The 13877-nt window shown below is 64.9% G+C and carries 16 protein-coding genes; 10 read left to right on the top strand and 6 right to left on the bottom strand.

The window, feature by feature from the left end; translation table 11 throughout:
* Entirely contained in the window at positions 1–984 is a 984-nt protein-coding gene (locus EHH60_RS01590; RefSeq protein ID WP_199751255.1) for a VOC family protein, read from the bottom strand.
* 147 nt (positions 985–1131) lie between these two features.
* On the opposite strand from EHH60_RS01590, the gene EHH60_RS01585 reads away from it, so the two are divergent.
* Genes EHH60_RS01585 through EHH60_RS01570 form a run of 5 tightly spaced genes read left to right on the top strand, consistent with a single transcriptional unit; the run spans position 1132 to position 5747 of the window.
* Positions 1132–1923, top strand: coding sequence for a DNA-binding transcriptional regulator (locus EHH60_RS01585; protein ID WP_124157750.1), 792 nt, complete (start codon positions 1132–1134; stop codon positions 1921–1923).
* Positions 1923–2063: a hypothetical protein gene (locus tag EHH60_RS37030; RefSeq protein WP_158626699.1), complete on the top strand. Its 141-nt coding sequence runs from the start codon at positions 1923–1925 to the stop codon at positions 2061–2063. Before EHH60_RS01585 ends, EHH60_RS37030 begins: the two co-directional genes overlap by 1 nt.
* 47 nt (positions 2064–2110) lie before the next feature.
* Entirely contained in the window at positions 2111–3619 is a 1509-nt protein-coding gene (gene mhpA, locus EHH60_RS01580; RefSeq protein WP_124157749.1) for a bifunctional 3-(3-hydroxy-phenyl)propionate/3-hydroxycinnamic acid hydroxylase MhpA, read from the top strand.
* A gap of 22 nt (positions 3620–3641) precedes the next feature.
* A complete protein-coding gene (locus EHH60_RS01575) occupies positions 3642–4493 on the top strand; it encodes a fumarylacetoacetate hydrolase family protein (protein ID WP_124157748.1) in 852 nt (283 codons plus the stop codon).
* Positions 4494–4535: 42 nt separating this feature from the next.
* Entirely contained in the window at positions 4536–5747 is a 1212-nt protein-coding gene (locus tag EHH60_RS01570) for an ABC transporter substrate-binding protein (protein WP_124157747.1), read from the top strand.
* 3 nt (positions 5748–5750) lie between these two features.
* On the opposite strand, the gene EHH60_RS01565 is transcribed toward EHH60_RS01570, so the two are convergent.
* On the bottom strand, positions 5751–6593 hold the full coding sequence (locus EHH60_RS01565) for a hypothetical protein (RefSeq protein ID WP_124157746.1): 843 nt from the start codon (positions 6591–6593) through the stop codon (positions 5751–5753).
* 211 nt (positions 6594–6804) lie between these two features.
* Between EHH60_RS01565 and EHH60_RS01560 the strand changes: the two genes are divergently transcribed.
* From EHH60_RS01560 to EHH60_RS01545, 4 genes are read left to right on the top strand one after another with little or no spacing between them, the layout of a single operon-like run.
* Positions 6805–7692, top strand: a complete 888-nt coding sequence (locus EHH60_RS01560) for an IclR family transcriptional regulator (protein WP_124157745.1) — start codon at positions 6805–6807, stop codon at positions 7690–7692.
* A gap of 1 nt (position 7693) precedes the next feature.
* On the top strand, positions 7694–8890 hold the full coding sequence (locus tag EHH60_RS01555; RefSeq protein WP_124157744.1) for a CaiB/BaiF CoA transferase family protein: 1197 nt from the start codon (positions 7694–7696) through the stop codon (positions 8888–8890).
* A 57-nt stretch (positions 8891–8947) separates the two neighbouring features.
* Positions 8948–9934 (top strand): Bug family tripartite tricarboxylate transporter substrate binding protein, encoded by a 987-nt coding sequence (locus EHH60_RS01550; RefSeq protein ID WP_124157743.1) that lies wholly within the window; start codon positions 8948–8950, stop codon positions 9932–9934.
* A gap of 18 nt (positions 9935–9952) precedes the next feature.
* Positions 9953–11173, top strand: coding sequence for an ABC transporter substrate-binding protein (locus EHH60_RS01545; protein ID WP_124157742.1), 1221 nt, complete (start codon positions 9953–9955; stop codon positions 11171–11173).
* A gap of 45 nt (positions 11174–11218) precedes the next feature.
* Here EHH60_RS01545 and EHH60_RS01540 read toward each other — a convergent pair whose 3' ends face one another.
* On the bottom strand, positions 11219–11482 hold the full coding sequence (locus tag EHH60_RS01540) for a hypothetical protein (protein ID WP_124157741.1): 264 nt from the start codon (positions 11480–11482) through the stop codon (positions 11219–11221).
* Positions 11483–11603: 121 nt separating this feature from the next.
* A complete protein-coding gene (locus EHH60_RS01535; RefSeq protein ID WP_124157740.1) occupies positions 11604–12101 on the bottom strand; it encodes a ferritin-like domain-containing protein in 498 nt (165 codons plus the stop codon).
* A 293-nt stretch (positions 12102–12394) separates the two neighbouring features.
* Here EHH60_RS01535 and EHH60_RS36990 point away from each other — a divergent pair, with 293 nt between their 5' ends.
* The gene (locus EHH60_RS36990; RefSeq protein ID WP_148090211.1) at positions 12395–12730 is read left to right on the top strand and encodes a hypothetical protein; all 336 of its coding nucleotides are present in this window, start codon (positions 12395–12397) and stop codon (positions 12728–12730) included.
* Between the two features lie 202 nt (positions 12731–12932).
* Here the strand turns inward: EHH60_RS36990 and EHH60_RS01525 are convergent, their stop codons facing one another.
* On the bottom strand, positions 12933–13424 hold the full coding sequence (locus tag EHH60_RS01525; protein WP_199751254.1) for an SRPBCC family protein: 492 nt from the start codon (positions 13422–13424) through the stop codon (positions 12933–12935).
* Positions 13424–13813 (bottom strand): ArsR/SmtB family transcription factor, encoded by a 390-nt coding sequence (locus tag EHH60_RS01520; RefSeq protein ID WP_124157738.1) that lies wholly within the window; start codon positions 13811–13813, stop codon positions 13424–13426. The genes EHH60_RS01525 and EHH60_RS01520 overlap by 1 nt, the downstream gene beginning before the upstream one ends.
* Positions 13814–13877: the final 64 nt, after the last annotated feature.

Below are 13877 nucleotides of genomic sequence, written 5' to 3'. Positions count from 1 at the left end.
TCACTCGCGCGCGATCACCTGGTCCAGCCACGCGCAGTTGAGCGGCGGCACGCGCGGGTCGGCGACGCGCACCCCACGCGCGGCCGCATCGAGTCGCATGTCGCGCAGGCGCTTGCGTTGCTCTTCCGGCATATGCAGCCGCTCGTGCCCCCATAGCGAGGGCCCGTCAAAGGTCTCGTGCGGCTGCCAGGTCTCAGGATCGATGACGCGTCCGCCCCAGCCGTATTCGATGAAGAAGCCGGACGGCGTATTCACGTAGAACGAGGTCATGTGGTCGTTGGTGTGCCGGCCCAGCGTATAGGCGATGCGCCCCTCGTCCATCTGCGCAAGGTCGTAGCCCTGACCGACATCATCGAGACTGCCGAGCTCGACCATGAAGTGGTGCATCGCCTTCCGCCCCGAGCCGACCATCGCAAAGGAGTGGTGGCGGCCATTGACGTGGAAGAAATAAAGCCCATAGGGCTTCAGCCCGAAATCGGAGACGTGAAAGCCGAGCACGTCACGATAGAACGGCAAGAGCGGCTCGACATCCTCCACATTGAGCACGACGTGCCCCATGCCGAGCGCGCCGGTGCGGAAGCCCGAGATCGGGCGGCCGGGTCTGAACGGCTCGCTCGCAAGCTCCGGCTTGCAAAAAGCTTCCAGCCGGTTGCCGGCGGGATCGGCAAACGCGATCAGCTCGGCGACGTGCCGCTCGTCAGCGAGCGCGCGCGAGCCTCGGGCCACCTTGATGCCATGGCTTTCCAGCCGTCCTGCCAACTGGTTCAGTTCGGCGGTCGAAGCAACTTCCCAGCCCATCAACGCGAGGCCGGCGTCGCTGCCGCCGTCGACGATCAGCCGCTGCTTGCGATCGTCCATGCGGAAGGCGCGCATCTTGCCGCCGCGATCGACCTGCTGCATGCCGAGCAGCCCGGTCGCCATCCGGCTCCACTGGTCGAGCTGGGATGAGTTGATTCCGATATAGCCGAGCGCGGTGATTTCCATCGACGTCCTCCCGAAGGCATCGCGATCACCGCACCGCGGCGAGCTTGATACCGGCCGCGCGCGATCCTACGGTGGCGTTCCGCAATCGCTTCGCGTTCGCAACGACGATAGCCGCGCCGCGATGTGCCACAAGGGAGGAAATACGAAGTGTCCAAGGAGCGGACGCCGAACGGCCAGCCTCGGCAGTCTGAGGGCGTCCGCGCCTTCAAGCGCGGGCTCGACGTGCTGCACGAGGTCAACCGCTCCGGCGGCATCCGTGCCGGCGACATCGCCCGCGCGCTCGACCTGCCCCGACCCACCGTCTATCGCCTCCTCGAAACTCTGGAGGAACTCGGCTATATCGCCCGCAGCGCCAGCGACGACCGATTTCGAGTCACCCGGCGCGCATTGAGCCTCGGCGACGGCTACGATCCTGGCGTGGTGATCTGCCAGGCCGCGGCGCCTTTTCTTGCCGAGCTCAGCAAGAGACTGGTTTGGCCGGTCGATCTGTCCACCTATGAGAACGCTGCGATGGTGGTGCAGGAGACCACGCATTCGCGCAGCCCCCTTTCGATCGATCGCGGCATGATCGGCAAGCGCCTGCCGATGCTGCGCACGTCTGCGGGCCGCGCCTATCTCGCCGCCTGCCCCGCGCGCGAACGCGATCTGATCGTCAATCATCTCCGCCGCATCGATGAGGTCGACGACCGCCCCTTCCTCGACGAGGGCCAGCTCGACCGAATGATCGCCGAGACCGCCGCGCGAGGTTATGCAATCCGCAGCGAGGGCGAATACAATCCGAAGACGGCTTCGATTGCCGTTCCGATCGTGCGCGATGGTGTGGTGTTCGGCTGCATCTCCATCATCTGGATCAGGACGGCGCTCGGGATCGAGGAAGCGGTGACGCAGTTTGCGGCGCAACTTCAGAAGACGGCATCCGCCATTCCGGTCGAGGTGTAGTGCGCTCACGTGTCCAGGCCGTCATGCGCGGGCTTGACCCGGGCATCCACGTCTTCCATGCCGGGCCGCACGGCATGGACGGCCGGGACAAGCCCGGCCATGACGAGCGGCGGGAGGCCGTCCGCTGGGCGGACACTTGACGCGGCGGCATTGATGCTGCGGCGCAGCTTGGGGAAGAGATAGCCCCATGCAAGATAAATCCGCTCCTGAAGAGTTTGACGTCGTGATCGTCGGCCGCGGCCCCGTGGGCGCCACGCTCGCCAACCTGCTCGGCCTGTGCGGTGTGCGGACGCTGGTGCTGGAGCGCGAGGCGCGGACCTATCATTTGCCGCGGGCAGTGCATTTCGACGACGAATGCATGCGCGTGTTCCAGACGATCGGACTTGCCGAGACGATCCTGCCGCATGTCATCCTCAGTCCCGGCATGCTCTTTCTCGATGCCGCCGGTCGCATGCTGCTGGACTGGTCCCGTCCACGGACGCTGACGCCGATGGGCTGGCATCTCAGCTACCGCTTCCACCAGCCGGATCTGGAGGACGCGTTGATCGGCGGACTCGCCCGCTGGCCACACGTCACCCTGCGCAACCGCTGCGATGTGTTCGCGCTCGATCAGGACGAGGATGGCGTGCGCGTGCGCTACGAAGACCTCTCCAGCGGGAAGCTCATGGAAGTTCGCGGCGGCTATGTGATCGGCTGCGACGGCGCCCGCTCGCTGGTGCGCCGCTTCATCGGCTCGGGGATGGACGACCTCGGCTTCCACGAGCGCTGGCTGGTGATCGACGTCCTGCTCAAGCGCGAGCGCAACGACCTAGGCGACTACAGCCTTCAAAATTGCGATCCGCAACGGCCCGCGACCTATGTGCGCGGCACCGGCGCGCGGCGGCGCTGGGAGATCACGGTCCTCCCCGACGAGGATTCCCAGGAGGTCGCGCAGCCCGCGAAGGTCTGGGAGCTGTTGTCGCGCTGGATCACGCCCGACGATGCCGAAATCGAACGCGCGGCGGTCTACACGTTTCATTCCGTCATCGCGCAGCAATGGCGGAACGATCGACTGCTGCTCGCGGGCGACTCTGCGCACCAGACCCCGCCCTTCCTCGGCCAGGGCATGTGCGCCGGCATCCGCGATGCCGCGAACCTGGCCTGGAAGCTCGCCGCGGTCATTCGCGACGGCGCCCCGCCCCACCTGCTCGACACCTATCAGAGCGAGCGCCAGCCGCATGTGCGCGAATTCATCGAGCTCGCCATTCGCCTCGGCGGCATCATCAACACCAAAGCGATCGAGGCCGGCCTTGCCGCCGGCGAGGTGCGCGAAAATGCGCCGGTCAAGCTGGAGGTGAAAAAGCCCCTGCTCGGCCCCGGGCTCGCGCTCGCCGATCTGCCCCTCGCCGGACATCTCGCGCCGCAGTTCGCGCTGCAAGACGGCAGCCGCAGCGACGACCGGATCGGCTACGGCCATGTCCTGCTCGTCGATAGCTCGGCCACGCCCCCTTCGCATTCCGCTCATTCACTGCCAGGGATCGATATCCTGACCAGCAATGATGCCGAGGCCGTCGGCCCTTGGCTGCGCGAGCACCGCATCATCGCCGCACTCGTTCGCCCCGACCGCTACATCCGCGGCACCGCCCGTAACGAGACCGATCTCGACCGGCTCATGGCCGCCATCACACCTCCAACCCACATGCCGTCCGCGGCCTGAGCGAACATCCCAAGGACACCCCATGAAGCTGCTCTCTTTCATCGCCAACGGCCGCACCTCGTTCGGAGCCTTCAAGGACAATGGCGTCGTCGATCTGGGCTCGCGCATGACGGGCTGCACAACGCTACGACAGTTGCTTGAAGCTGGCCGCGTCGCCGAAGCGGCCAAGCTTGCAGCCTCCACTGCCCCCGATCATCCGCTCGACAGCATCACCTTCGCACCCGTGATCCCCGATCCCGGCAAGATCATCTGCGTCGGCCTCAACTATCGCGACCACGTGGCCGAGACCGGCCGCACCGTCACGGAGAAACCGGCTCTGTTCGTTCGCTTCCCATGCAGCCAGGTCGGCCATCTCCAGCCCATCGTGAAACCGAAGGTCAGCGACGACTTCGACTATGAAGGCGAGCTCGCGCTCGTCATCGGCAAGGCGGGCCGTCACATTCCCGCCGACCGCGCGCTCGACCACGTCGCCGGCTATTCCTGCTACAACGAAGGCAGCATCCGCGACTGGCAGCGCCACACCAGTCAGTTCCTCGCCGGCAAGACCTTTGCCGAAAGCGGCAGTTTCGGTCCGTGGCTGGTGACGACGGACGAGATTCCCGATCCGTCAAAGCTCACTTTGCAGACCCGGCTGAACAGCAACGTCGTGCAGGACACCACGACGGATCTCCTGATCACCGCCATTCCCGCGTTGATCGCCTACATCTCCACCATCTGCCCGCTCGCGCCCGGCGACGTCATTGTCACGGGCACGCCGGGCGGTGTCGGCGCCAAGCGCACGCCGCCGCTGTGGATGCGCCCCGGCGACACCGTCGAAGTCGAGATTTCCGGTATCGGCATCTTGCGCAACAAGGTGATCGCCGAACCGGCGTGACCGTCAGCACCGATCGATCAACGATAAACTTGAGGAAACGCCATGGGCACGACCCGAACCACCTCCGCCGCCCTCCTGCTGATGACACTCGCGCTCGCGGGCTCCGCTGCGCGGGCCGAGATCAAGGGCGACGCCATCCGCATCGGCGTCCTCACCGACATGAACGGCGTGTTCGCGACCGCCATGGGTCCGGGCTCGGTCGAAGCGGCGCGGATGGCAGCCGAGGAGTTCGGCGGCAAGATCAACGGCAAACCGATCGAGATCCTGCAGGCCGATCACCAGAACAAGCCGGATCTCGCCGCATCCCTGGCGCGGAAATGGTTCAGCGACGGCGTCCAGGCAATCGCCGACGGCGGCAGCTCCGGCGCGGCGCTGGCGGTGCAGGAGCTGGTGCGCGGCAATGGCAAGATCTTCCTCGTCTCCGGCGCCGGCGCCAACCAGCTGACCGACGAGGCCTGCGCGCCCACCAGCGTACAATGGACCCAGGATGCCTACTCCACGGCGACCGCCGTGGTCTCCGGCATCATGCAGACCAGCAAGGAGCCGTGGTTCTTCATCACCGGCGATTACGCCTTCGGCCATTCGATCGAGGCGACCGCGCGCGAGCGCATCGCCGCGCTCGGCGGCAAGGTCGCCGGCGGCGTCAAGGCGCAGCTCGGCACGCCCGATTACAGCTCATTCCTGCTCCAGGCGCAGTCGTCGGGCGCCAGGATCCTGGCAATCAACGTCGCCGGCGACAACGCCACCGCGATCAAGCAGGCCGAGGAATTCGGGCTCGCCGACCAGGGCATGAAGATCGTACCGATGTCGTTCCAGAACGTTGACATCGAGGCCGTGGGCTTGAAGGCCACGCGCGGTGATCTCATCGTCACCTCGTTCTTCGAAGATGTCTCGCCGGCAGCCCGGAAATTCTCCGATGCGTTCTATGCTCGCCGCAAGGCGATGCCGTCGCAGATCCAGGCCGGCGTCTATTCCGCCGTGCGCCACTATCTGCAAGCCGTGAAGGACACCGATTCCGACGACAGCGCGACCGTGATGGCGAAGATGAAGGCAACCCCGGTGTCGGATGCCTACACGCCCAACGGCCGCATTCGCGAGGACCAGCGCATGGTGCACGATCTCTATCTGGTGCAGGTCAAGACTCCGGAGGAATCCAGGGGCCCGTGGGACTTCGTCAAGCTGGTCGCGACGATCCCGCCCGACCAGGCCTTTCGTCCGCTCGACCGCAGCAAGTGCCGCCTGGTCGGCAAATAATCGCTAGGCCAGATAGCGCGTCAGATAGCCTTCCATCGCATAGAGCGCGCAGAGCGCGAGGCTCGACCACACCGCGGCGCTGAAATACAGGAACATCCAGGTCAGCTCGCCCTTCCAATGCGCGATGTCGTGGGTCACGACCCAGCGCGTCGAGACGTCGTGCAGGCCTTCGAGAAAGCCGAGGAACCTGTTGCCCTCGGCGTGCCCTGCCCGCCAGCGGCTGAGATACATCGGCACGTCGACGGTGATGAGGAAGGCGAGGAAGCAGGCGATGCCGACGACGCCTGACATCAGCGCCCAGCGCACCACGCCCTGGAATTCCGGCATCAGACGGCACAGCGCAATTCCGGCCAGGAAGAAGGTCACCGCCCAGAGCGAATTCTCGATCGCGTTGTAGAGGTAATTGGTGGTCACCACCGCGTACCAGGAGAAACACTCCGCAATGATGATCACAGGGACGATCGCCCACGCGATGTTCACCGCCGTCTCGGCGCCGGTCATGGTCCCGAGCTGATGCAGGATGATCGCCCATTGCGCGGCGAAGCAGACCTCGGCGACGGTCGCGACCGAGCGGCCGACGAAAACGCTCGATAGCCAGGTGTCGAACAGGCAGATGCGCTGCACGTCGGCGCGCGGCAGCACCGAGCGGAAGGCACAGCCGAACACATAGCCGGCGCACAGCAGGAACATCAGCCCGATATCCGAGCCGCCGCTGATGCTGCCCGCCACCGTCGGATAGAACTCGCGATAGAGCATGAACCAGACGAGAATATTGGCGCTGCTCACAAGCGTAAGGGATCCCCACCACCACGCGAGGGGATTTGACCGCGCCTGCCACTGCAACATGAGCCGCTCCGCAAAATTATCGATCTGACATGCCGTCGTAATAATCCTGTCACAGGACGGCATGCAACCGCGACAAAAATCTGTCTGCTCGGTCATTTGAGAGCTGCCTCTCACGGAAGCGTCCAGCATGGTAGCGTCCACATATCGGACAATATCTACGCAAGTGGCGAATCTATTGGACATAAGAGTTCTGCCTGTCTGATAATTAGGAATGGCCCCGACGAGCTCATCCAAGCCACGACATCCGCCCTCGTCCGCCGCAGCGGTGCTGGCGGACAGCGTCGACGACGCCGCTTTCGCCACGACGCTGGCAAAAGGGCTCGTCGTGCTCGAAGCGTTCAAGGCGGGGAGCACGCTGCTCGGCAATATGGAGCTGTCGACTTTGACGGGCATCCCGCGGCCGACGGTGGCGAGGCTGACCCATACGCTGGCCGAGCTCGGCTATCTCCGTTACGACGCCGAGCGGGCGAAGTACCGCGTCGGTGCGCGGGCGCTGCGTATGGCGCATCCTCTGCTTGCCGGAATGCAATTCCGCCAAGTGGCGCGGCCCATGATGCAGGAGCTGGCGCACAGCGTCCGCGGCACGGTCTCGATCGGCCTGCTCGATGCCACCTCGATGATCTATGTCGAGACTGCGCGCTCCGGCGATGTCGGCCCGCACGTGCCTGACATCGGCATGCCCATTCCCGTGGTGTTGACCGCCATGGGCCGCGCCGCGGCCTCGACCTTGCCGCCGGCCGATGCAGACCGGCTGGAACGGAATATCGCCGCCGAAGATGCCGAGCTGTGGTCGAGGGTCCGGGACAAATACCGCGCCGGAATCGCGCAATGCAAGAACCGCGGCTTCTGCACCTGCTGGGGCGAGTACATGGCCTCGATCCATGCCGTCGCCGCGCCGCTGTTTCATGCGAGCGAATCGAAGCAGTCGTTCTCGATCAATTGCGGCATCCCCGCCTTCCGGCTCCAGCCAGGTCAGCTCGAGAGCGAGATCGGTCCGCGCATCGCGGCGCTCGCCGACAGCATCCGCGCCATCGTCGGGCAGGCCGAGCTTACGACGCCGCCGCGCAAAACCAAGAAGATCACAAGCGGCGGGACATGACATGGTTGGGCCGCTCGAAGGATTGAAGGTTCTCGACATCGCGACGATCATCGCCGCGCCGTTCGCCGCCACGCTGCTCGCCGACTACGGCGCGGACGTGCTCAAGATCGAGATGCCCAGGAACGGCGACGGGGTGCGGTCGTTTCCGCCGTTCAAGGACGGCAAGCCGCTGTGGTGGAAGGCCGCCAACCGCAACAAGAAGTTCGCGACGCTCGACCTGCGCACTCCGGAAGGGCTTGCGCTGTTCAAGCAGCTGCTTCCGCGCTTCGACGTGCTGATCGAGAATTTTCGTCCGGGAACGCTGGATCGCTGGGGCCTTCCCAAGGAGGTGCTGTGGTCGATCCAGCCACGCCTCGTGATTCTGCGCGCCACCGCCTTCGGGCAGGACGGCCCCTATCGCGAGCGCCCCGGCTTCGCCCGCATCTTCGAGGCCATGGGCGGACTGACCTACATCACCGGCGAGCGCGAGGGCGAGCCGACCCATCCGGGATACCCGATCGGGGATTCGATCGGAGGCCTGTTCGGCGCCGTTGGCGTGCTCGCGGCGCTCTGGAAGCGGGCACGCGACCCCGACGCTCCCGGCGAGGAGATCGATCTCGCGCTGACCGAAGCCGTGTTCCGCCTGCTCGACGTCCTCGCCATCGAGCACGACCAGCTCGGCGCTGTTCGCAGCCGCATCGGCAACGCCAACGGCTATTCGGCGCCGGCCGCCGTGTTTCGCACCAGCGACGATCACTGGGTGACGCTCGCAGGTTCGACCAACGCCCTCTTTGCCGCGAACTGCCGGGCGATCGGACGGCCCGACCTTGTCGATGATCCGCGCTTCGCCACCAACGGCCAGCGCGTCAAGCACGCCGCGGAGCTCAACGACATCTTCGCGGCCTGGTGTGCTGCACATCCGCTCGACGAGGTCCTCGCGAAATTCAACGCCGCGCAGGGAACGCTCGCCCCGATTTATTCGATCGATCAGATCGCCGACGATCCGCAAGTGAAGGCGCGCGAGGTGATCACCCGCGTTGCCGACCGGGATTTCGGCACGGTCGCCATGACCAATGCCGTTCCTCGCTTCACCGTCGACCCCGCGCGATTGCGTCACGCTGCGGGCGACGTCGGCCAGGACAATGACGAGGTGTTCCGGAACTGGCTCGGCCTTTCGGATCAGGAGATCGAACAGCTCACCCAACGAAAGGTGATCTGACGTCGCAAGAAGACCAACAACACAAGAAGACCAACAACAAGAGGGAGGACGAAAACGGTGGCATCATTCAAGGTCACACGCCGAACGCTGCTGGGCACAATCGCAGGCGGCCTTGCAGCGGGATCGGGCTTGGCAGCGCATGCCGAGGACGCCTGGCCGTCGCGCATGGTGCGGCTGATCTCGCCTTACGGGCCCGGCGGCTCCAACGACATCTCGCTGCGCCTGCTAGCCGAGGAGTTCGGCCGCAGCCTGCGTCAGCAGTTCATCGTCGAGAACAAGCCGGGTGCCGGCACCCGCATCGCCAACGATATGGTCGCCCACGCGCCTGGCGACGGCTATACGATCCTGTACGTCGCGGCGCCCTACGCGACCGCCGAGGCGCTGTTCGGCAAGCTGACCTATGACCGCAAGGATCTGCAGCCGGTCGCGATGGCGGTGATCGCGCCGTTGTTCCTCATCATCAGTGCCGACGCGCCGTTCAAGACGCTGCCCGAGTTGATCGCCTACGGCAAATCGAAGCCGGACGGGCTGACCTTCGCCTCTCCCGGCGCGGGCTCGCAGCCGCACCTTGCCGGAGAGCTTCTGTTCCGCGATGCCGGCGTCAAGGGGCTGAACATCCCGTTCCGCGGCGATGCGGCCTCCTACACCGAGCTGCTCGCCGGACGCGTCGACGCGACGCTGACGGCGCTGCCGACCGCCCTGCCCTACATCCAGAGCGGCAAGTTCATCGTGCTCGGTGTTGCCTCGGCCGAGCGCAGCGGGCTCTACCCGCAGGCGCCGACGCTGCGCGAGCAGGGCTTTCCCAACGTGGCCGCCGCCGGCTGGTACGGCTTCATGGCGCCGTCCACGACGCCGCGCGCGATCGTCGACAAGCTCCAGGCCGAGATCCTGCGCGCGCTCGCCGAACCCGCGATCAAGGACAAGCTGACCGCGCAGGGCCTCGAAATACGCGCCGGCACTGGCGCCGAGTTCGGCCGGTTCATCGACAGCGAGACGCAGAAGTGGACCAAGCTGATCCGCGACGCCGGCCTCAAGGGCGAATAACGGAAAGGGGGAAATCATATGAAAAACGTTCTCGTCAGCCGCATCGCGGCCTCCACGCTCCTGCTCACGTTTTCGATCACGGCAGCGCAGGCGCAGAAGAAATACGACCCCGGCGCGTCCGACACCGCGATCAAGGTCGGTCAGACCGTTCCGCTCAGCGGCCCGGCCTCGGCCTACGCCGTGATCGGCAAGACTCAGGCCGCCTATATGAGGATGATCAACGACCAGGGCGGCGTGAACGGCCGCAAGATCGAGCTGATCCAGTACGACGATGCCTATTCGCCGCCGAAAACGGTGGAGCAGACCCGCCGGCTGGTCGAAAGCGACGAAGTCCTGCTGACGTTCCAGATCATCGGCACGGCGCCGAACGTCGCCGTCCAGAAATATCTCAACGCCAAGAAGATCCCGCAGCTCTTCGCCGCGACCGGCGCGGCGCGCTTCACCGACCCCAAGAACTTCCCCTGGACCATGGGCTTCAACCCGTCCTATCTCGTCGAGGGCCGCATCTATGCGCAGTACCTGCTGAAGAACCACCCGAACGCGAAGATCGGCGTGCTCTACCAGAACGACGACCTCGGCAAGGATTATCTCGCCGGCCTCAAGGCCGGCCTCGGTGAGAAGGCGAACATGGTCGTGGCCGAGACGTCCTACGAGATCACCGAGCCGACGATCGACTCGCAGATTCTGCGGTTGAGGGATGCGGGTGCCGACGTTCTGTTCAGCGCAACGACCCCGAAGCAGGCGGCCCAGGCGATCAAGAAGGTTGCCGAGATCGGCTGGAAGGCGCTGCACATCATCGACATCAACGCCTCCTCGGTCAGCGCGGTGCTGAAACCAGCGGGGCTCGACAATTCCAAAGGCGTCATCAGCGTCGGCTACGTCAAGGATGCTGCCGACCCCGAATGGAAAGACGATCCCGGCATGAAGCGCTATTTCGCATTCATGGCCAAGTACTATCCCGACGGCGACAAGGATTCGAACCTGAACGTCTACGGCTACATCACCGCGCAGCTGCTGGTGCAGGTGCTGAAGCAGTGCGGCGACGATCTCACCCGCGACAACGTCATGCGACAGGCGGCCAACCTCAAGAACGTCGAGCTCGACCTGACGCTCCCGGGGATCTCGGTCACGACCTCACCGACCGACTATCGGGTCAACAAACAGTTCCAGATGGTGCAGTTTGACGGCCTGCGCTGGCAGAAGCTCGGCGACATCGTGACGGACGAAGCCAGGGAGTGACGCGGCGAGAGCATGATCCCGCTTCAGAGCCCGTTCGGCCGGCGCTCAATGCCCTTCGGCACGCCGGCCGCCGCGGATGAGGTCGTCGCTTTCATCGGCATGGCGCTGATATTCGGAGATCGCGCGGTTGGCCATCCGGATCCGGTTCGTCTGCCCCTCCTCGACCATCATGGTGAGACGCTGTGCGAGGAACACGCAGGCCTCGAACTCGTCGCGGATGGCGCCCGTACGCGCGAGAAAGTCCCAGGCGATCTGATAGGCCTGCTCCGCGGCGGGATTGCGGTAGTCGCTGAAGATAATGTGCGTCATGACAGGCAAAGCCGGGCGGCCACGATCGTTCCTGCCCGTCGACACTCCCCGGGCTGGCGGCGCGAAAAAACCACCGGCCGCCCTAGCGCGCCGGTGGTCGATATCGGCAAGGATCGCGGAGCTACGCGGCCTGGCGCTGATGCGTCAGGTACTCCATCGTCACCTTCTCGACATTGGAGTCGATCCAAGCAGCCATGCGTTGCTCCTCCTTCAACGACATCTCGAGCGGTGCCTTGGCCTCCGGCACGCCGGCGGCGCCGCAGAGCGCCAGGAGCGACTTGTAGGCGGCGATCTCGAAATTCTCGAACGCATTGTTCGCGAAGGTGTTCTTGAGAATCTCGTCGCCGGCAGCCGAATGCGCCAGGGCCATCATGTTGGCCATCACCGACTGCGCCGTGTCCTTCAGAGTGGACGTGCTCTCACCGCAGGCTTCCAGACATTTTTCCAGCCGGCTCAGTTGCTCATTGGTCTCCTGAAGATGAGCGGTGACCTTCGCCTTGACCTCGGGATATTCGTCCAGCCGCTCTGACTGGCGCTCCATCAACTCTCGCGCCTGCACTTCCATCGCATGCGCATTGCGTAGTCCCACCACGAACGTATCACGGGCTGCATTAGCCAATTTCCTGTCCTCCGTTTTGACTGGCTTCGTTCGCGCAAACCGGGAAGCACGGGCGATTGTTCCTGGGAGGACCGGGCTGATTGCCGCAGGACGCCTGACTATCTCAACGAGTGTTCCAGCCGAAGGACCCGGCGCTAACCTGCGATAGCTAAACGCCAAGCAGGGAGATGGTGGCGCCTCGCACGCGATGTTCTCGCTGAACCGTTCGCCGAGTTCGCCGTGCCTCTCCATCAGCGTAGGAACGCTTGGCGTCAAGCGTGATTGATCCGTCGCAAACCTCAAGGAGAAACAACATGCGTAAGACAATTCTGACGGTCTTCACAGCCGCGATACTTGCCGCTGCTTCGGTCGGCGGAGCGTTCGCGCAAGGCGCGGGCGGCGGCGCTGGCGGAGGTGCCGGCGGCGGAGCCGGTGGCGGCGCGGGTGCAGGTGCAGGTGCCGGTGGTGCGGGCGGCGCAGGTGCCGGAGCCGGCGGAGGCTCGGGTGATGGAGGCGGCGCGGGCGCGGGAAGCGCCGGAGGCGGCGGCGGCATCACCCATGTGGAGCGCGGCGGACAGGGCGCTTCCAGCCCTCCGGGCATGCGCAACGAGACGACTCCGCCGTCGAGCGGCAACGTCCCTCGGCGCTAGCCGGACCATCGACCAGGCCGCTTCGAACGTTGATCGCGACCGATTGACGCGCGTGAGTGCGGCTCCGGCGAATCCTCTCCGCCGGGGCCGCACCTCTTTCAAGCTGGTGAAGGCAAGCTGCTGAAGGATGGACTTTAGAATGCGTTCGTGGGCGATCCGTCGTTCCGGACGTTGCGAAGCATCGATCCCCAGTCAGTTTGTCTCAGCCTTTCAGCCCCGCGACATACGCCGCCAGCTTGTCCATCGTCTGATAGCCGTATTCGACGGCGCCGAAGCCGATCATGCCATCGCGCTGCTCGGTGCTCGAGGCCAGCTGGCGCAACATCAGCACGGTCTTGCCGTTGCTCTGCTCCGCGAATGTAACGGTGAAGCGGAACATGCCGGGATCGTCGTCCTGGTCGAGGCCGTGATCCATCTCCATCAGAGTCGGCCGCTCGATGCGGCGGAAGCGCATCCGGTTCGGATAGACGGTGCCGTCGGGACCGATCATGTTGAAGCGCCAGACGCCGCCGACGCGCACGTCGATCTCGAAGGTCTCGACCTTGAAACCCTTTGGGCCGAACCATTGCGGCAGATGTTTAGGGTCAGACCACGCCTCGAACACCAGATCGCGCGGCGCGTCGATCACGCGCGACATCACGATCTCGCGGTCGAGCGACCATTGCGACAGAGCGGGATTGGCAGAATTGGTCATCACTCGGAACCTTTCCGTTTGGTTGTTCGGGACGGCCGCTTGGCGCCCGCCCTCTCCTTCTCTTTCTTGAGCTTCATCACGTAAGCCTCGAAGCGGTCGAGTCGCGCCTCCCAGACGGCACGCAGCTGCTGGAACCAATCTTCCGCGCCGACAAGCGCATCCGGGCGGAGACGGCAGGTGCGCACGCGGCCGGATTTCTCCGACAGAACGAGCCCGCTCGCCTCCAGCGCGTGGACGTGCTTCATGAAGCTCGGCAGCGCCATGTCGAAGGGATCGGCAAGCTCGCCGACCGACGCCTCGCCGGCACATAGTCGCATCACGACCGCCCGCCGCGTGGGGTCGGCAAGCGCTGCGAAGATCTGGTCGAGACGGGACGATTGGTTAGCCATGAAGCTAACTATAGCGCCGCTGCCATGCGCCGTCAATGATTGTTAGCTCATGAGCTAAGTAATT

It is taken from the genome of Bradyrhizobium sp. RP6 (assembly GCF_003837805.1).
Classification (GTDB): domain Bacteria; phylum Pseudomonadota; class Alphaproteobacteria; order Rhizobiales; family Xanthobacteraceae; genus Bradyrhizobium.
Note: the sequence above shows the minus strand (reverse complement) of the source record. Positions and strands in the feature narration are given on the sequence as shown.